This window comes from Puniceicoccus vermicola (genome assembly GCF_014230055.1).
GTDB classification, from domain to species: Bacteria; Verrucomicrobiota; Verrucomicrobiia; order Opitutales; family Puniceicoccaceae; genus Puniceicoccus; species Puniceicoccus vermicola.
Genome location: NZ_JACHVA010000005.1, coordinates 1 through 18,862 on the forward strand (window position 1 = coordinate 1; position 18,862 = coordinate 18,862).

Consider the following 18,862-nt stretch of genomic DNA (forward strand, 5'->3'; position numbering starts at 1 on the left):
CGGTCGGGGACTTGCAGAGCTATAGGCTATCGAGTTTTCCAAAGTTTCGCAAGAGGGTGGTGATGCCTCCGCTGGATCGGGGTTGCTGCCTATCGCTCTGTGACTTGCCGGACAGTCTGGCGGGAATGCGCAAATACCAGAAGCGGCTTGAGATTGTAGAGGAAAGCGATCCGAAAAGAAAAGACGAGCTGGATCGGAAATACGGGCGTGGTTGGTTTCTGGGAAGTAGCCAAGCCAAGAAGGAGCTAGTCAAGGAATTGGAGAAATCCGGTTCGGAGGTGGATTGGGATGGCGTCGACCTGAAGGAGTTGAACGAGTCGCGTTGGGAGGGGATTGTGTGTGAAGAATTGAAGAAGCGAAAGATCTCTGAAGCGACGATCATCTCCAGTCCCAAAAGCGCGGACTGGAAGATTGAGATCGCCAAAAGACTGCGCAAAGAAACGACGGCAAAGAATCCGTGGATTGCCAAGCGGTTGGCGATGGGGCATCCAAACTACGTGAGCAATTTGGTGAATGGGTAGAGATCATTATATTTTGCGTTTGACCCCTTTTAAAAAAACGTCTAAACAGAAATATGTCGTGAGGTTTTTTTTTCTTTCCGCTAATTATCGGCATTTCACTTTCCACCTTATCCGGGCTAGCGGAGAGAATCAAAGTTGACGTGATTCCGAAAGAATTGGTTTCGGCGATGTATGATCAAATTGAAGCCTACGTTGAAAAAGACGATTCAAGGTTCTTTAGGGATTTTGCACGGCCCGAAGACGGGAGGCTGCCCGAATCTGAGAGTTCTCTTCCGAAAACCTATGGCTGGGTTGATTCCATTACGGTGACAAGAGTCCTTATTCAGCATTACGAAAGCTCAAGCTCGGACGGAGCAATCCGTTTGCCGATCGGCGAGAATGTGTATATTTGCTGGTATGATGTTCTATATGAGGGAAAGGAGGGTTCGCTTCAGAACGAAATGATCTCAAAAAACCGAAGCGTTTGGAAAATTGTCGAAGGAGAATGGAAGATAATTGAGATGGGATACTAAGGTTTTTGCGGGGGTATGACCCAAAAACATCGGTATCACTCTGTGATGGCATTTGACCCCTTTTAAACTTTTAAAATAAATAATAATATTTCCCTTTTATATATTTCCAGTCGCTTACGATCAAATGGGGGCGAGTTTATAGAATAAGAGAATTGTAGTTGGCATTATGAAATCTTATAAAGCATTTTTTTTCTTCAGCAGTTTGTGGCTTGCCTCTCTTTCTTCTTTGATGGCATTAGATGGCTCGAACGAATTTGTTGAGATAGAGCTTCCGGAAGTTGAAAAGTTTAGAGTTTTTTATTCTGGGGATGGTATTTTGGAGAGAATTGAGATAAAATTTCGTTTTTTAACCAATGGTGAAGGCGTTCAAGTAAATGAAAGTTATATTCATTTTTCGAGTGATAGAAAAATTCTGATCGGAAAACTTGTGGCGATGGGTGCCATGGAGATGACGGGTAGCTTGCCTCCATCGCCAGCCTTAAAATACGTCTTTAACGAGCATGAAGTTTGGGAAGGGGCGGATAACTTGATTTATTCAGAAAGAGTGACTTTGCCGTATTCAGGCGCTGGAATTGAGTATTTTGTGCCTTTTCAATATGCTATCGATAAGGAGAAGTAATTAGGCCGCGTGGACAAATTCAAATTTGATCCAATCGACTATTACCGCGAGGGTTACGAAACCGAGGAAAGTCTGAGGAAGTTGTTCGTATCGTCTAGCGACTCTTCTGTATGACTTTATTCTGCAGAAGAAGTTCTCGACCATTCTTCGAAGCTTTCCGATCTCTTTTTCATAGTGGATGTGTTCTTTTCGAGTAATACCCAATAAGAAAAGGTTAGCGAGTTAATGGGTGTCAGCTATCGTCTTTGTATGAGACGCCGCAATCTTGGGGAATAAGCGTGAAAGGCACTAGTTTAAGAGCTCTTGCGAAGATAATCTGGCGATTGGCACGTCGATAAGAACCCCTCCACCGCCTGACGGCGGTCCCCCTCCCCTCCAAGCAGGGGAGGAGTCTCTACTTAAATTTTCAACTCCCCTCCTACGAGTAGGTGGGGGGACCAGCGCCAGCTGGTGGGGTGGTTTCGCGATGCGTAGATATCCTTAAACTAGTGCCATTCGGGAGTAAGCGTCCGGTGGGCGACCCCTGATAACTCGACGCGCAAAGATATCTTTTGGTTGAAGTATTATCAGGCCCCTCTTGAGATCGTTACAGAGGGAACGGGGATAAAGAACGATCTCCTTCCGAAAGCCGAATAAAGAAACAAAGCTGTAACAATTTTCTTGAGATTGAGACTCTCTCCCATTGGGATCTCCGTTTTGCCGGAGCTCCTTGAGGCTCTAGTGCGGTAGAAAACCCTCGAAACAAGCTCATGACGAAACCTAAGAACCCTCTCTCCATCAGCGCCTTGTGGTCGTTCCTCATTCTGGGATCCGCACCGGCCGAAACCCCTGAGTCCTCGACTTCGCCGGATGAATCGGAATCCGCCCAGCAACAGGAAAACTCTTCCCCCGCGGAAGAACCGCAGATGCTGGAAGCCTATCAGGTCATCGGAACGCAGGATCTCGCCTTCTCTCTTCCCGGTTCCGCCTATGTTCTCGACGAAGGCGATATCCAGAACCTGAACTACGAAAACATCAACCAGGTACTTCGCCAGATCCCCGGCGTCTACGTCCGCGAGGAAGATGGCTACGGAAACTTCCCGAACATCAGCATTCGCGGGGTCGATGCCAGTCGATCAGCGAAAGTGACCTTGATGGAAGACGGCGTTCTCACCGCCCCGGCCCCGTATTCCGCCCCGTCGGCCTACTACAGTCCTGCCGTTGGCCGGATGGCCGGAATCGAGGTCCTCAAAGGATCCAGCCAAGTGCGCTATGGACCGGAGACCACCGGAGGCGTGTTGAACTATATCGCCACTCCCATTCCCGCCGGGAAAGACGAGGGCTATGCCCGCCTCTCCTACGGGAACAACCAAGATCTCCAAAGCCACATCTGGGGCGGAGGCACCTACGATCTCGAAGCCGGCCAGCTCGGCGTCCTCGGCGAGTTTTACAGCCGCAGCACCGACGGGTTTCGCGAGATGGACACCACCGCCGCCTACAACGGAACGAATGACACTGGATTTGAGCGGATCGACGGGCGGGTAAAGCTCTCCTTCGTTCCCAACTGGGAAAAGTACAATAAGTTGGAGTTCAAACTCGGCTACACCGATTTCGACGCCAACGAAACCTATCTCGGAATCAGCACCCAAGACTTTCGCGCCGACCCCATGCGCCGTTACGCCGCCAGCCGTAACGACCAGATCAATACCTACAGCACCCAAACCTACCTCCGGCACACGGTCGATCTCGAGGAAAACTGGCGCCTCGTCACCACCGGATATTATCAGGAGTTTCAACGCAATTGGTACAAACTCAACGATCTGGTCGATCCGGACGCCTCCCTCTCGCAGTCTCTTTTTGACGGCACCCCTGGCTACAACGTTCTGACCGGACAGGCCGCCGGCCAACTCCGCTATCGGGCCAACAACCGGAACTACGGACTCTACGGAATCCAGTCCGACCTCAATGGTCTTTTCGAAACCGGTGATTTCGACCACCACATCAGCACCGGCCTCCGCCTCCATCACGACTACGAAGACCGTTTTCAGCACCAGGACGTTTACACACAGAATGATCTGGGTGCCTTCACCTCCGTCGACCGGGGCGCTCCGGGTAGTCAGACGAATCGGAAGAGCAGTGCCGACGCCATCGCCTACTACCTGCAGGACCGGATTGAGTATGGCGACTGGGCCGTCATCCCCGGGGTTCGCTATGAATACATCGACTACGAGGTCAACAACCGGGCTTCGGGCTCGACGGAGAGTGCTAACCTCGACGTCTTCACTCCCGGCATTGGCCTCGAGTATCTCCTCGATCCCGACTGGATGCTCTTCACCGGATACTACCGCGGATTCTCACCTCCCGGGCCCTCGGGAGCCGTCAACGGAATCAAGGAAGAGACCAGCGACAGCTTCGAGCTCGGCACCCGTTACCGCAACGATCAGGGCTTCCGCGTGGAACTCGTTGGATTCTACACCTTCTTCAACGATCTCCTGGTCGCCGAGAGCATTGGCAGCGGCAATCTCGACGACGAGAACGTCGGCAACGCCATCAGCCGGGGCATCGAGGCTTTGGTGGGGATCGATCCCGCGCAAATGACCGGTCAGTCCTTCCGTTCGCCTATCACCTTGGCCGCTACCTACACGGACGCGACCCTTGATGGGAATGCCTCCTCCGCCGATGCGGAATCAATCTTCGCCGGCGGCAAGGACGGGAACCGGATGCCCTACATTCCGGAGTGGCAGATCAACCTCACCGGGGGACTCGAGTTCGACCGCATCCGCGGATATGCCAGTGTGAGCTTTGCCACCAGCACGTATGCTTCCGCCAACAATTCCTCCGCTGAGGTCAATCCGGCCACCGGCGAAGCCGATGCTCGCTTCGGGAAAGTCGACAGCTACACGACCGTCGACTTGAGCGCGTACTACCGCCTCTGGGGCGAAGTGGAGCTCTTCGCCTACGCGCAGAATGTCTTCAACGACGAATACATCATCAGCCGCCTGCCGCACGGCCCGCGTCCCGGTACGCCGGCAACCTACGGGATCGGTCTCCAGGCCCGCTGGTAGACCCTCTCCCGAAGTCGCCCTGACACTTCTCAGCCGCCCGGAACTCTCCGGGCGGCTTTTTTATGGGCGGGAAAATGGGCCGCGGCCGTCCGTCTCACGACCGGGTCCATCCAGGTCACTCTGGAGGGTGGGGTGTTGATGGGGTCAGTCCACAGTGGCACTTGGATCAGGCCGGATTCATGGATTTTGTATTGCCCGAAAGCAGAGAGAGATCTGCCCGAGGCGTTGGAATCTGCAAGCTTTTGGTGTGCAGCAAAATAACCTGTTTCTTCCCGGTTTTCAACGCGCCTTTGGGCGAAGCCCTCAATCTGCCCTCAAGAGGCTTGAGGATCATCGCCATTCGATGATGAAGGGCCTGCCGGGTCAACTGCGGTATGTTTTTGAGGAGGGGTGTTGCCTTTGGACTCGATTCCCAAGCGTCCGAAGGAACGCGATCGTGGTTTTTCTTCGGCGGTTACAGTTTGGCACATGATCAGTCAGGGCTTTTTGTTTTCCGGGGGGTGGCGAAATCGATTCCGGTCCCACCCAAAGGCGCAAAAGATCACAAAAAGAGGAGAGTTGTGTAGGGGCCGGGTTGATCCCGTGTCCTGTGGTTGGCACGGGGTAGGTCTGGGGACACCTGAGGTGAACCGAGTCGCCGCAAGAAGTGAGTATAAACCAAGGTCATCTGTAGCAGGTGCCCAGGAGTCCCCACGCTTTCCAGCATGTTACTCGGGAACCGATTCTCGGTTGAAATGGTAGGTTCTGATCCAATCGATTGCCTCACCGGGCTCCACGGGAAATTCCACGAACTGTTCGGGGCTCACATACTCCTCTCGGGCATAGATGAAAGTGCGCACAAGAGGGACTCCTTCGGTCACCACCCGCACCGAGAGGTCATCTCCGAGAGCGAGAAGGATTTCTCCTTCAGTCGGCAGGGGAATCGGGGAAGGCACGTTAATGACGACTGACTCCTCCACCTTTTCCGGAAACCGGATTTGCTCACCCTCTATCCGGGCATTGCCTCGCAAAACCTCGCCCCCGGAAGCCGACCGGCCGAGATCCAGTCGATACGCTTCACCGATCGGAACCCCATTCAGTGAAAAGAAATTATGAACATAATGCTGAACTTCCAGAGCTCGCTCGCCGAGGTTCTCCAGTTTATTGCGAAGAATGATCCGGTTCTCTTCCAGTTCGACCGATGCCGTCAGTCGGTATCGATATCCCCTGAATTCCGGTGAAACCTGTATAAAATCAACTCGATCCTTCTCGGCCCTATACTCGGTCTTCGCTCTCTCGATGACTTCGTAGGGTCGATAAAAATCATAGTGTTCCGAATCCTTACGCAAGACCCCGACCCCAATCTTCAGAAAACCCTCTCCAATTATCGCATTTTGAAACTCCGTAGGATCATCTTTGTTAAACTCCGCAGCCAATCCGCCGCTTTCGGTCATTGGATTATGCTCAACAGGCGCAAAGAGAAACTCATCCTCCTCCACGGAGACCCGCAATACCGTCGCCACGTTGGTAAATCTCGTGCCCCGGTTATATCGATCGGGGGAGTTCGGGAGCATCACCTCCGCCCTTATCATTCCGTTCGAAAGGATTAAGACGTCCGCGAGTGGAGCTTTTGAAATGTCCTCCGATCCAAAGACGGCCCCTGCCAATACTACATGGAGCATCAGCAACGCCCATTTTCGCATTCTCTCACTCATTTTAATCATTGGGCTTTGGTAGGTAACTCTTAGAAAGGCACCTCAAGTGCCAGAACGGCTAAACTCAATCCAATGTGTACTTTAATCATACAACAGACAGGTGTCGAACTTCTTTCAGGTGTATGATTACAACTGCAAATACCTTTTCTTATAAATTCCCTTGTCTAGGATTGGAAGAACCACCCCTCCGTATGAGATTTTACCGCAGACCCCATTCTCGTTTAACCCGTTACACTGGTTTCACACTTGTCGAAATCCTCGTTGCGATCGCCATCATCGGGCTCCTCGCTGGAATCATTTCAGCAGTAACCCACAAGTCGATCGAGTCGGCTCGTCTCGCCCGGTGTCAAAGCAATTTACGTCAGATCGGGAATCTCTTTCATCTTTACGCCAACGACAATGACGGGCGCTTTCCCTATCAGATCACCTCTCGCGAAAATGGTGCGCTCGCTTGGGACTTTCAGTTGATGCCGTACGCAAATTCCTACGTCTCCGATATGGGATATGGAAATGCGCACGAAGAGTATCTGGGCGAACGTCCTCCCGGCATTTTCGCCTGCCCCGCGAGCAGCAAAGACTCCCGCGGCACGACTCAACTTTCCAACTATGGCGTCAACGGAACTCTTGTGCGCCGAGGCAACGCTTCTCCGGCTCAGCTAAGACCACAGGTAAAGGTCGCCAACATTGTCGAACCGGCGAAGACGTACTTGGCGGCGGATTCGAATCAAAGGACGTTTACCCACTACAGTCGCAGTGATTTCACGGAAGAACCTGCCGACGCGGAAAGTGCGGCCGACCGACATGTAGGAGTCATCAATATGCTATTTGTAGACGGCCATGTCGAAACACTTACCCTCGACCAGATTGACTGGTCCGACACTGCGGCTGGCGTCGCGGATCGCGCTCCATGGGGAGCCAATTAGACCCTATCCACCATCGCACATCCATGTCTCTTCGAAAAATTGCTTTGTTCCAACTTGCTCTCTTGACCGTCCCCGCGGCTTTTCTGATTGCCGCAGAGGATGAGATGAACTCCGAGACTCCGATCCGCACCCTTTCCCCAAAGGCATCCGTTTTCGAAGACCTAAACCTGAACGAGAACGAGATGGACCTTCTTCGCAGCCTTCATTCCCAAGCGATCCACGATGCCCAGAAGCCACTAATCGAACGGCCTACCACTCTTGAGGAGCTCAAAGCCTCCGGTCTGCGGATGAAATATCCGGAGAAACCTCTCCATCTCAGCCAGATCAGTGAGGAAACATGGGAACAAGTGGCTCTCAGCTTCGCCGACATCGACATCGCCTATGGCATGGCGGCAAAACTGCCCCGCATGGCCGCCTGCGCCCGCTTCACCCAAGACGCGGAGCTCGGTCAATACGTTGCCGATCAGCTCATGATCATTTCGACCTGGGATCCCCTTCAACGTCCGGGATGGTCCCTTCGCAACAACAACAGAATCACGATTCCTGCGGACGGAGATGGCGCGTGGCTCGGCACTGGCTGGATGATCCGGGCGATCACCGATTCAATGGCTCTACTCCCCGATGAATACAAAACACCCGAGCTTGAGGAGGCGGTTCATCATCGGCTCAACGAAGAGATCGATTCTCTCATGGACGACTGGAATACCAAGCGCCAGTGGTTCTTCCGAGTCGAGGCTGCCAGCTCCAATCAATGGGTCATGCCCAGCGAGGCCATGATCCGGGCCAGCCTCTTCACCGGGAAAGACGAACATCCGGAAGCCTATGAGGTTGGCGTACAGAACCTTCTCAAAACTCTCGATACCCTCGGCGAAAATGGGGAGTTTCCCGAAGGACTTTCCTATTCCTCGATGACCCTGACGGGAATCGTCTTGGCCGCCGGAGCTGCGGCGGAAGAGGGAGATTTGCGCCTGATCGAGCACCCGTTCCTCCAAAACTATCCCACCTGGTTCGCCCACCACATCCAGCCCGGAAATGCCCTCATCAATTCTTTCGATATGGGAAAACCCGAGGTGACCGATTACGACTTTCAACAGAGCATGGCACTCTTCGCCGTTTACCTCGACAATCCAGTGGCACTTTGGACTCTCGAGAATTACACGGGATTCCCCAAAACGATTGAAGGTGTCATCGCAAGCATACTTCCGACTACAGACGCCGAAGCGCCCTCCCTCTTTGCCTATTATCCAATGGCTACGAGGGTGAACTGGCGCGATAGTTGGGCAAAGGATTCCTCGGGATTCTGGATGCGGGGCGGACACATCGAAGATTCCCACGATCATATGGATCGGGGACATGTCAACTTTACCGTCGACGGAGACCCCATCCTTATCGAAGCCGGAAAGCCGCCCTACGACGACCCTCGTTACTTCTCCCACTTCAAGAGTGTCGCCGGACACAACGTCCTGCAAGTCGGCACGCAGTCACCCGAAGATTTCTCAGAAGAATCCCTCCGGGCGGGAGGAGGGCAGATTCTAGCCGGAGATCATCGTGAAGCCCCGATGGAAGTTCTTCGACTCGACAGTCTCGGAGGAGAGGTCACCGTCGATGCTTCAAACGCGTATGCGACGGTTGAGGAGTGGATACGGAATGCGTCATGGGACAGCGAAGAGCTGACCGTCATCGATACCGTGGAGCTTGAAATGCCGGAAACGATGCTCTTTCGTTGGCATCTAAACGAGCGGGCGAATTCCCCGATCGAATGGAGCGAGAAAAAACTATTGGTGGGAGACGTAGTGATCCAATGGGAATCCGACACACCCATTCGGGTTCAAACCGAATTGATGCCCGCAACGAAAGGCCACGGTCGACCGATTGAAGAAAAAATCTGCGTCGTCATGACCACCGAGCAACCGGGCACTTCCTGGAACCTCCGTACAACAATCTCCACGAAGCCCTGAGCGGAACAGCCGTCCCTTGGTCGCCGACGTTTGCTTGTCCTCAAGGTTCCGCCTCAAGGAATCCAGTCCTTAACCAGAGAGGTCCTTTAGCCTTGAGGATCCGTCTCTTTCGCCGAATTGTAATCATACAATGAAAACGGTGAAATCCATGGTGGAACTGGCGGAAATCGCCGGTTGCAGTGTCATGACCGTTTCCTATGCCCTACGGGACAGCCCGAAGATTTCCCGCGAGACCCGGCAGCGGATCCAGGAACTGGCTCTGAAGCATGGCTATCGAAAGCATCCCTATATCTCCGCGCTCATGGCGACTCGTCAGAAAAAGGGAAAGCTTGGTGGCGAGGTCATTGCCGTTCTCACGAAAGAAGACCAAGCCATCAGTAGTAGTGAAGTCAGGCTACCCTTTTACTCCGACCTCTACGACGGAATGAAAGAAAGGGCCGCCGAGCTCGGATACCAATTGGAGGAGTTCGCCACAGCGAGCGAGAATGCCCTCGACGGTCCCCGGCTGACTTCGGTCTTACATTCCCGCGGAATCCGAGGCGTCGTTCTCATGCCGGGCGGTTCGCTAAAGCGAAGCTTTCCGAAGATCGATCCGACCCATTTCTCCCTCACCGCCGCAGGATTCCATGCTCAGGATCTAGCCATTCATCGAACTGCCACCGACTACGGCGCCGGCTTTCGACTCTGCCTCGAGGAAATGAAAAGGCGCGGCTATCGACGAATCGGGTTTCCCATCAACAAGAAGCTCGACCCTCAGTTGCGCTATAGCGTTTCCGGGCGCTTTCTCGCCTGGCAAACCGGAATTCCCAGGAAGGACCGGATTCCTTTTATTCGCGATGACAGCGTCACCACTGAGAAAGGGCCATTCCTGGAGTGGTTTCACAAATATAAGCCCGACTGTATTCTCGCTCCCCGGATTTCGATTCTCTACTGGCTTCGCGAAGAGGGGCTGCGGATTCCCGAAGATGTGGGATGCTGTTTCATCCCCACCCGGGACAACGCCGAGCTAAGCGGATTCGATACTCATAGCTGGCAGGTGGGCCGAACCACCGTCAACCTCCTCACCCGGGAGCTTCTCCTTAACCATCAAGGCTTGCCCGATACTCCCGAAATACTGCTGGTCAGCGGTCGTTGGCAGGAGGGCCAGACCTTGCGCCCGGTGCCGACGAACTGAAGTGATGCGCCTCTGATCGTTTCGGCGGCGGGATCATACCCAAGGATCCATTCGCAAGGTTTACGATTACACTTAAGGCATGGTTGTCGTATTTCGAGCGGGGTAATAGTCTATCTTTTTAATATTCGATAACCCTAAAATAACCCTGAACCTCCTATGAGAACAAATCTGCATCACCCTTTTCTTCCAACCGTTTCTTTCTTCTGTGCATCGCTCGTCCTTCCGGCTTCGGCCGCGGTCGTGGATGATCCCGATCTCTATTCGGTTTTCGATCCGTCCGGGGGGCGATCCATCACAAACACGGCTTCGGGGGCCACTTCGGCCTCAACACTGGAGGCGCTAGGTGATTTTGGCATCATCTACGAGTATGGCTCATTCAACCAAGGCACCAATATCATCGCATTCTCTGACGAAACGCGATCCGACCTGCAGATTTCATTCTCCGGTGCCGTCTCGACCAGCTCTTCCGGTGCGGGAGCATCCCTATCCAATAATTCGTATTCGACCTCACCGACCTCTGCTATTCGCTTCGCCGACAATGCAGAAACCGCTGCCCACATTCTTTCCACCACCTTGGATCTGGGATCTTGGGACGGCTCAACCTTCGACGGATCCGTTGGGGGCACCTCCGCTTTCGGCTTCACTCTTTCAGCGCCGGACGGAGCCTTTAGCCGGCTGAATAGTATTACCGTTCAATTTCTCGATGCCAGTAGCCAAACCTTGTCCACCCAGACGATCTCTGGGGTGAACTCGGGAAGTGTTGGATTTTATTTCGGATACCAAAGCAATGCCGCCGATATTTCATCGGTAACCGTCGACGTCAGCATTAATGAGGGTTCCGGGAGTTTCCTGATGGGCATGGACGACATCGGATTTTCTTCGATTCCCGAAACATCGACATACTCCCTCATCACGGGAGCCTTGGGAATTGGTCTCGTGCTCTTCATCCGTCGCCGCTCCTAAAAACTAAGAACGGTTAAACCCATCGGCGGATGAATTCAGTCCCGACAACTCAAGTGGAAGCCATTTCCCAGAGCGGAAGTGCCCGGCCCAACGTTCTTATCCGATCCTCGTGGCAGACGGTCAACATCGGGGATATCGGGCATACGCCGGGGCTGCTAAAACTCCTTCAGCACTATTTCCCCGAAGCGCAGCTGATCCTTTGGGCCGGAGACCTCAGCCACGGAGTGGGAGAAATGCTCGCCAAAGAGTTCCCCGACGTAAAGATCTTCTGCGAACCGGAAAACGGGAGCGGTATCCCCATTACTGCCCAAGGGCGAGAACTGTGGGAGAAGTCGGACTACCTGATTCATGGATCGGGTCCCTATCTTGTCGCCCGACCCGTCGTGGAAGAGTGGGTGAAGTCAGGTCGCCCCTTTGGGGTTTACGGGATTACCCTGGAGTCCTTTACCCCGGACTTGGTGGAACTGCTCAGCCGGGCGGATTTTCTCTTCTGTCGCGATACCATCTCTTTGCGGGCTGCGAGAGCAGCCAAGATTCGTCCTCGGATTCTGGAATTCGCTCCCGATGCCGCATTCTGGGCAGACCACCAAGATCACACCCAAGCGAAAGCTTTCCTGCGCGAACACGAATTGGAGGACCGCCAATTTCTCTGTGTCATCTCCCGCCTTCGCTACACTCCTTATTTCAAAATTCGCAATCGTCATCCCAGCGAAGAAGAGAGCAAACGGGACAAGATCAGCGAGGCCTACAAAAAGGCGGACCATGAACCCCTTCGCCATGCCATCATCTCCTGGGTCCGGTCCACTGGGATGAAGGTCCTCCTCTGCCCGGAGATGACCTATGAGATCGAGCTGACCAAGGAGCAGCTCCTGGATCCCCTGCCTGAGGATGTCCGCAAAAACGTCGTTTGGCGTAAGACCTACTGGCGTCCCGATGAGGCCACGAGCGTCTACGCACATTCTTTCGGCATCCTCAGCATGGAAATGCATTCACCCATCCTCGCGTTTTCGGTAGGTGCCCCGGGTTTCTACCTGCGATTGCCCACCGACACTTGCAAAGGGCAGATGTGGCGGGATATCGGCCTTCCCGAATGGATCTATGAAATCGAAGAATCCGACGGGACCGATCTTGCCCTCGGGCTAGCTCAATTGGTTGAAAATCCGGAGAGGACCCGATCAAAGTTGCAGCATGCCCAGTCTCGCGTGAAACATCTTCAAGGTGAATCAATGGCCATCGTTCGTGAAGCCGTGCTCTCTCACGTCCACTCTCTATAGTTCCTTCGTCTCAAACAACTCCGCTTCTCCCGCAAACCGTCCAGGCTCGTAGGATTTGACGAACGCTGCCTTTTTCAGAAAAAACGGGCGCTACGACACCGGTAAGCGGTTGGGTTTTTCCTGCGGATCGTTGATTCTTCGGCAGGGTTGCGCTATCCTCCCGATATGATCAAAGCGTACATGGCGAGCGGTAAGGGTGCCCCATTTGAGCTGTCGGAATATGATCCTGGCGAGCTGGGTAGGGATGAGGTCGAGATTCAGGTTGAATACTGCGGCGTCTGCCACAGTGATTTTTCCATCTGGAAGGACGAATGGGGAATGAGCGAGTATCCGCTCGTCGCCGGGCACGAGGTGGTTGGGACGGTCGCCGAGGTGGGTTCCGACGTGAAGCATCTCCATGAAGGTCAGAAGGTTGGGCTCGGCTGGATCTCCGGATCTTGCATGACCTGCCATACTTGCATGGAAGGGGATCACAATCTGTGTGAGAGCGCCGATCAGACGATTGTTGGTCGGCATGGCGGTTTTGCCGAACGCGTCCGAGCTCGGGCGGAATGGACGATTCCTCTTCCAGAAGATTTGGACTTTGCCAAGGCTGGGCCGCTTTTTTGCGGGGGGATCACCGTTTTTAACCCGTTGGTCATCAACGAGGTCCGGCCGACGGATCGGGTCGGCGTAGTCGGAATCGGTGGGCTTGGTCACTTGGCTCTGCAATTTGTCAATGCTTGGGGCTGTGAGGTGACCGCTTTTTCTTCCTCGGCGGATAAGAAGGAAGAGGCTTTGAAGTTGGGGGCTCATCGGTTCGTCTCGAGCAAAGATCCGAAAGAGGTTGAGGCTGTGGCGAATTCTTTGGACTTGATCCTCGTCACGATCAACGTGCCTCTCGATTGGGAACCATTTCTTGCCGCCCTTCGCGCCAAAGGAAAGCTTCACTTCGTCGGAGTGCTTCCCGAACTCCAGCTTCCTTTCTTCCCGTTGCTTGCGGGGCAAAAGAGTGTCGGTGGCTCACCCTTTGGCAGCCCAGCCACTCTCGCCAAAATGCTTGAATTCTGCGCAAGGCACGACATCGCTCCGATGGTCGAGGAGATGCCGATGAGCCAGATTAACGAGGCTTTCGAGAGATTGGAAGAGGGCAAACCTCGGTATCGAATCGTTCTCAAAAACGATATCTAGCCGGAGCCGGATCATGGCCTCGTTGCCAGAGGATCGGGAGGATTTGACGGTAAATAGGTCAAATCTTGGCGGGAACTTGGATTGGCGGGAAAGGTTTTTCTAGGAGAGGAGTGGCCAACTAGGTTTCGAGGAGCGCTCTTTTCGGAGCTTTTTCGCTGCGAAACCTAGCCGGAAAGCCTTACTAATCCCTCTGGAGGCACATTATTGACTGAAATAATAGTGGATCTGCATTTTTTTCTTCAATTCGTTGTTCAGGACTCCGATGATTCTTAGGATTGTTGGCTTCGTAAGTGGCCATGCATAAAACCCTTTTCTAATTCGACTATGGAACAACGATTTGAACGACCTAAGGCGCAAGGCCTTTACGATCCAAATAACGAGCGCGAAAACTGCGGTATCGGACTGATTGTGGACATGAAGGGGCGCCGGTCTCATGACATCGTCCAAGGTGCGTTGGAGATCTGCGTGAATCTCGATCACCGGGGCGGTTGCGGTTGCGACCCGATTACCGGAGATGGCGCCGGGCTTTTTATCCAGATTCCTGACAAGTTCCTCCGCAAGGTCTGCCGCATGGAGGGAGGCTTTGAGCTTCCCGAAGAAGGGGATTACGGTGCGGGTTTTGTTTTTCTCTCCAAGGATCCGGAAGAGCGGGCCGAGGAGGAGAAGACGATCGAGGAGATCGTCAAAGAAGAAGGTTTTTCTTTCCTCGGTTGGCGCGATGTGCCGGTACGCAGCGGGATCCTCGGGAAAGCCTCTGCCGATTGTGAACCGTTCATGCGTCAGTTCTTCATCGGGCGTGAGGATGTGGTCGAGCGGGGTCTGCCGTTTGAACGGAAGCTATACGTCATTCGCCGGATCGCAGCCCACCGGATTCGCTACCGGGGCGAGGATGAGGAGTCTATTTATTACATTAGCTCCCTTTCGAGCCGGACGATGGTCTACAAGGGGATGCTGACCACCGGGCAGCTCCAGGAGTATTTCCCGGATTTGAGCGATGAGGCGATGGAGTCGGCGATGGCGCTGACGCACTCTCGTTTCTCTACCAACACTTTCCCTAGCTGGCCGCGGGCTCAGCCTTTCCGCTACCTTTGCCATAACGGCGAAATCAACACCGTTCGTGGAAATGAGAATTGGCTCCATGCCCGGCAGATGCAGTTGGCATCGGAGGTTTTTGGGAAGGATTTCCGCAAGTTGCTCCCGATCATCCGCGAAGAAGGGTCGGACTCGCAAAAGTTCGACAACTGTTTGGAGTTCCTCGTCCTTTCCGGACGGAGTCTCGCCCACGCGATGATGATGATGATTCCTGAACCGTGGGAGCGTCACCGTCATATGCCACAGCATAAGCGTGACTTTTACGAATTCCACGCCTGCATGATGGAGCCTTGGGATGGCCCGGCTTCGATGGCGATTTCCGACGGGGTTCAAGTCGGTGCGACTCTGGACCGTAATGGTCTGCGCCCATCTCGTTACTACGTAACGTCTGACGATAAGGTGATTCTCGCGTCTGAAGTCGGGGTCTTGGCCGGAGTGGAGTCGAAGAATGTGGTCCAGAAAGGCCGTCTCGAGCCGGGTCGGATGTTCCTGATCGATATGGAGAAGGGCCGGATCGTCGGAGATGACGAGCTGAAGGAACAGATTGCCAGCGAGCATCCTTATGGGGAATGGTTGCGGGACAACTTGGTCGAAGCCGAGCGTCTTCCGGTTCCGAAAAAGGTGATCGCGGATGATTTTGAATCGATCGAGACGCGGCAGAAGGCTTTCGGGTACACCTTTGAGGATATGCGCTTTATCCTCGGTCCCAGTGCCGAGATTGGCAAACAGCCCTTGGGTTCGATGGGGAACGATGCGCCGCTGGCCGTGTTCTCCGACCAGCCGCAGCTACTTTACAACTACTTCAAGCAGCTCTTTGCGCAGGTCACCAATCCGCCGATCGATCCCATTCGGGAAGAGTTGGTCACCGCCAGTGTGACTTTCCTCGGTTCGGAAGGGGACCTGACTCGTCCGGGGCCCGAAAGTTGCCGGATGATCAAGTTGGAGTCTCCTTTGATCGACCGCCATCAGCTGCGGCAGTTGGTGGAGATCGACATGAAGGGCTTCAACTCTACCATCTTGCCGATTACCTTTTCCCCGCGGGTGGGAGGATTGGCCAGTGGACACAGCCAGAATTCCGAACCGGATATTTCTGAGAAAGGGTTGGAAGCTGCCATGGAGCAGCTCTTCGAGAATGCCGATGCGGCGATTGATGACGGGGTGAATATTCTTATCCTCTCAGATCGTAAGGTCGGGCCGAAGAAGGCTCCGATCCCGGCTCTCCTCGCCGTGGCTGGTCTTCACCACCACCTCGTGCGGCAGGGAACGCGCACGCGGGTATCCATCGTCTTGGAGTCGGGTGAACCCCGCGAAGTTCACCACTTCGCCCTTCTTTTGGGCTACGGGGCGGATGCCATCAATCCGTATCTCGCTCTGGAGAGTGTTCGTCACATGGTGGCGAATGACGACATCAAGGTGGGGCCGGACAAGGCTTGCCTCAATTTCCTGAAGGCAAACTTGAATGGCGTGATCAAGACGATGTCGAAGATGGGGATCTCGACCGTGGCTTCCTACCGCGGCGCACAGATCTTCGAAGCGATCGGTCTCAACCAGCTCGTGATCGATAAGTATTTCACCAAGACCGCCTCCCGTGTGGAGGGGATTGGAATTGAAGCGATCTCTCGCGAAACCGAAATCCGCCATTTCAGCGCTTTTGCTCCCCGGGGTGACAGCCGCGCGGTGGCTCTCAATTCCGGAGGGGTCTACCAGTGGAGAAAAGACGGTGAACGCCACCTCTTTAATCCGGTGACGATCCACAAGCTGCAAAAGGCAACCCGCCTCGGCGACTACGCGGTCTTCCGCGAGTATGCGGACATCATTGACAACCAGTCCAAGGAAACCTTCACCCTGCGGGGACTGATGGAGTTTCGCTTTGACGAATCGAAGTCGATTCCGGTTGAGGAAGTCGAGTCCGTCGACGCCATTGTCCGTCGTTTCAAAACGGGTGCTATGTCCTACGGGTCGATCTCGAAAGAAGCGCACGAATCGTTGGCCATTGCCATGAATCGCCTGGGAGGAAAGTCCAACACCGGTGAAGGTGGGGAAGATTCTGACCGCTTTACTCCGGATGAGAACGGCGACAGCCGTCGTTCGGCGATCAAGCAGGTGGCCTCTGGCCGTTTCGGGGTGACCAGTCACTATTTGGTCAATTCCGACGAGATTCAGATCAAGATCGTTCAGGGTGCCAAGCCCGGTGAAGGTGGAGAGCTGCCCGGACACAAAGTCCTCCCGCAGATCGCCAAGACACGGGGAACCACTCCAGGGGTCGGACTCATCTCGCCGCCGCCGCACCATGATATTTATTCGATTGAGGATCTGGCCGAGCTGATTCACGACCTGAAGAATTCCAATGTGAATGCTCGGGTGAACGTGAAGCTGGTCTCGGCAGTCGGGGTCGGAACGATTGCCGCCGGTGTCGCGAAGGCGAAGGCCGATGTTATTCTTGTCTCCGGCTACGATGGGGGAACTGGGGCGTCTCCTCGTTCCTCGATCCAACACGCCGGAGCTCCATGGGAGTTGGGTGTCGCCGAAACCAATCAGACTCTATTGCTCAACGACCTGCGCTCTCGCGTCGTGGTCGAGACGGATGGCCAGTTGAAGACAGGCCGCGACGTTGCCATCGCCTGCTTGCTCGGCGCCGAGGAGTTTGGTTTTGCGACCGCACCCCTCATCACCCTCGGGTGCTTGATGATGCGTGTTTGTCAAAAGAATACCTGCCCAGTTGGGATCGCGACGCAGAACCCTGAGCTTCGGAAGAAGTTCAATGGAGGAGCGGAGGCCGTTGAAAACTTCATGCGATTTGTGGCCGAAGATCTTCGCGGCGTTATGGCGAAGCTTGGTTTCCGCACGATCAATGAGATGGTCGGACGCGTCGACAAGTTGGAGCTACGCAAGGCTATTGATCACTGGAAGGCGAGAGGGCTGGATTACAGCAAGATCCTCTACCGTCCGTACGTCGGTAAGAATGTCGGCACCTATTGCCAGATGAAGCAGGACCACCTGCTTGATATTTCTCTCGATCGCACGGAAATTCTCAACCGCGCAAAGCCGGCGATTGAGGAGGGCAAACCAGTTGAGATGGATCTGCCTGTGATCAATACGAACCGGGTCGTCGGAACGATGACCGGAGCCGAAATCTCGAGAAAACATGGCGCTGAGGGTTTGCCGAATGACACGGTCCGCATCAACTTGACCGGTTCCGCGGGGCAGAGTCTCGGCGCGTTCTGTCCGAAGGGGATGACCTTCTCTGTGACCGGCGATACCAATGACTACCTCGGTAAGGGATTGTCTGGAGCTAAGATCATCGTCCGTCCGCCGGAAGATTCACCGTTTGTCGCCCGTGAGAACATCATTACCGGTAACGTCTGCTTCTATGGAGCAACGGCCGGAGAAGCCTACGTCGCCGGAATGGCGGGAGAGCGCTTCTGCGTTCGCAACTCGGGAGTTGAGGCGGTTGTTGAAGGAGTCGGCGATCACGCCTTGGAATACATGACTGGCGGGATGGTAATTAATCTCGGAACAACCGGACGTAATCTTGGTGCCGGGATGTCAGGTGGAGTCGCCTACGTCTACGACGAGTTGGGTGATTTCGTCGAGAAGCGCCTCAATGCCGAGATGGTCAATGTGTATCAACTCATCGAATGCAAGGATGAGGAGATCGAATTGGTGCGCTCAAAGATTGAGCGTCACGTCGAATACACCGGATCCGTTCACGGAAAAGCGATTCTCGACGAGTGGCCAGAGAGCGCTCAGCGCTTTTTGAAGATCATGCCTCAGGATTATGAACGTGTGCTGCAGGCACAGACCCGTGCCGAGGAGCGCGGACTCGAAGGAGACGCGGCCATCCTCGCTGCCTTCGAAGAAAACGTGATGGCGGGACACTAAGCCTCTCGCTGATCGAAATATTACAAATTAACGGGA

At 54.3% G+C, this 18,862-nt stretch carries 14 protein-coding genes; 11 read left to right on the forward strand and 3 right to left on the reverse strand.

The features are described 5' to 3' along the window. From H5P30_RS00165 to H5P30_RS00175, 3 genes are all read left to right on the forward strand, one after another. Window positions 1–521: hypothetical protein (locus tag H5P30_RS00165; protein WP_221774244.1), on the forward strand; the 521-nt coding region annotated here is incomplete at its 5' end. Between the two features lie 140 nt (window positions 522–661). Then, window positions 662–1,033, forward strand: a complete 372-nt coding sequence (locus H5P30_RS00170; RefSeq protein ID WP_185690947.1) for a hypothetical protein — start codon at window positions 662–664, stop codon at window positions 1,031–1,033. A gap of 166 nt (window positions 1,034–1,199) precedes the next feature. Further along, the gene (locus H5P30_RS00175; RefSeq protein ID WP_185690948.1) at window positions 1,200–1,652 is read left to right on the forward strand and encodes a hypothetical protein; all 453 of its coding nucleotides are present in this window, start codon (window positions 1,200–1,202) and stop codon (window positions 1,650–1,652) included. Here the strand turns inward: H5P30_RS00175 and H5P30_RS22595 are convergent, their stop codons facing one another. Further along, window positions 1,653–1,856: a transposase gene (locus H5P30_RS22595; protein ID WP_185690949.1), complete on the reverse strand. Its 204-nt coding sequence runs from the start codon at window positions 1,854–1,856 to the stop codon at window positions 1,653–1,655. Window positions 1,857–2,401: 545 nt separating this feature from the next. Here H5P30_RS22595 and H5P30_RS00185 point away from each other — a divergent pair. Next, window positions 2,402–4,696 carry a TonB-dependent receptor family protein gene (locus tag H5P30_RS00185; protein WP_185690950.1) on the forward strand — a complete coding sequence of 765 codons (2,295 nt, stop codon included), beginning with the start codon at window positions 2,402–2,404 and terminating at the stop codon, window positions 4,694–4,696. Between the two features lie 166 nt (window positions 4,697–4,862). Here the strand turns inward: H5P30_RS00185 and H5P30_RS00190 are convergent, their stop codons facing one another. Together H5P30_RS00190 and H5P30_RS00195 are read right to left on the reverse strand one after the other, a co-directional pair. After that, window positions 4,863–5,036 carry a hypothetical protein gene (locus tag H5P30_RS00190; protein ID WP_185690951.1) on the reverse strand — a complete coding sequence of 58 codons (174 nt, stop codon included), beginning with the start codon at window positions 5,034–5,036 and terminating at the stop codon, window positions 4,863–4,865. 367 nt (window positions 5,037–5,403) lie between these two features. Continuing rightward, on the reverse strand, window positions 5,404–6,390 hold the full coding sequence (locus H5P30_RS00195; protein ID WP_185690952.1) for a hypothetical protein: 987 nt from the start codon (window positions 6,388–6,390) through the stop codon (window positions 5,404–5,406). Window positions 6,391–6,581: 191 nt separating this feature from the next. On the opposite strand from H5P30_RS00195, the gene H5P30_RS00200 reads away from it, so the two are divergent. The 7 genes from H5P30_RS00200 (at window position 6,582) to gltB (ending at window position 18,826) form a co-directional block, all read left to right on the forward strand. Then, a complete protein-coding gene (locus tag H5P30_RS00200; RefSeq protein WP_185690953.1) occupies window positions 6,582–7,313 on the forward strand; it encodes a type II secretion system protein in 732 nt (243 codons plus the stop codon). Window positions 7,314–7,336: 23 nt separating this feature from the next. Continuing rightward, a complete protein-coding gene (locus H5P30_RS00205) occupies window positions 7,337–9,271 on the forward strand; it encodes a heparinase II/III domain-containing protein (RefSeq protein ID WP_185690954.1) in 1,935 nt (644 codons plus the stop codon). Between the two features lie 130 nt (window positions 9,272–9,401). Continuing rightward, complete coding sequence (locus tag H5P30_RS00210) at window positions 9,402–10,445, forward strand: LacI family DNA-binding transcriptional regulator (RefSeq protein WP_185690955.1); 1,044 nt, start codon at window positions 9,402–9,404, stop codon at window positions 10,443–10,445. Window positions 10,446–10,601: 156 nt separating this feature from the next. After that, the gene (locus H5P30_RS00215) at window positions 10,602–11,408 is read left to right on the forward strand and encodes a hypothetical protein (RefSeq protein ID WP_185690956.1); all 807 of its coding nucleotides are present in this window, start codon (window positions 10,602–10,604) and stop codon (window positions 11,406–11,408) included. Window positions 11,409–11,437: 29 nt separating this feature from the next. Next, entirely contained in the window at window positions 11,438–12,682 is a 1,245-nt protein-coding gene (locus H5P30_RS00220; protein WP_185690957.1) for a polysaccharide pyruvyl transferase family protein, read from the forward strand. A gap of 165 nt (window positions 12,683–12,847) precedes the next feature. Then, window positions 12,848–13,852, forward strand: a complete 1,005-nt coding sequence (ahr, locus tag H5P30_RS00225) for an NADPH-dependent aldehyde reductase Ahr (protein WP_185690958.1) — start codon at window positions 12,848–12,850, stop codon at window positions 13,850–13,852. Between the two features lie 324 nt (window positions 13,853–14,176). Then, window positions 14,177–18,826 carry a glutamate synthase large subunit gene (gltB, locus tag H5P30_RS00230; protein ID WP_185690959.1) on the forward strand — a complete coding sequence of 1,550 codons (4,650 nt, stop codon included), beginning with the start codon at window positions 14,177–14,179 and terminating at the stop codon, window positions 18,824–18,826. Window positions 18,827–18,862: the final 36 nt, after the last annotated feature.

Bases quoted from the DNA above. Each gene is read 5' to 3' on its own strand.
- H5P30_RS00220 (WP_185690957.1), top strand. From the start codon at position 11,438: ATGAATTCAGTCCCGACAACTCAAGTGGAAGCCATTTCCCAGAGCGGA.
- H5P30_RS00200 (WP_185690953.1), top strand. From the start codon at position 6,582: ATGAGATTTTACCGCAGACCCCATTCTCGTTTAACCCGTTACACTGGT.
- gltB (WP_185690959.1), top strand. From the start codon at position 14,177: ATGGAACAACGATTTGAACGACCTAAGGCGCAAGGCCTTTACGATCCA.
- H5P30_RS00195 (WP_185690952.1), bottom strand. From the start codon at position 6,390: ATGAGTGAGAGAATGCGAAAATGGGCGTTGCTGATGCTCCATGTAGTA.
- H5P30_RS00190 (WP_185690951.1), bottom strand. From the start codon at position 5,036: ATGGCGATGATCCTCAAGCCTCTTGAGGGCAGATTGAGGGCTTCGCCC.
- H5P30_RS00185 (WP_185690950.1), top strand. From the start codon at position 2,402: ATGACGAAACCTAAGAACCCTCTCTCCATCAGCGCCTTGTGGTCGTTC.
- H5P30_RS00215 (WP_185690956.1), top strand. From the start codon at position 10,602: ATGAGAACAAATCTGCATCACCCTTTTCTTCCAACCGTTTCTTTCTTC.
- ahr (WP_185690958.1), top strand. From the start codon at position 12,848: ATGATCAAAGCGTACATGGCGAGCGGTAAGGGTGCCCCATTTGAGCTG.
- H5P30_RS00205 (WP_185690954.1), top strand. From the start codon at position 7,337: ATGTCTCTTCGAAAAATTGCTTTGTTCCAACTTGCTCTCTTGACCGTC.
- H5P30_RS00175 (WP_185690948.1), top strand. From the start codon at position 1,200: ATGAAATCTTATAAAGCATTTTTTTTCTTCAGCAGTTTGTGGCTTGCC.
- H5P30_RS00210 (WP_185690955.1), top strand. From the start codon at position 9,402: ATGAAAACGGTGAAATCCATGGTGGAACTGGCGGAAATCGCCGGTTGC.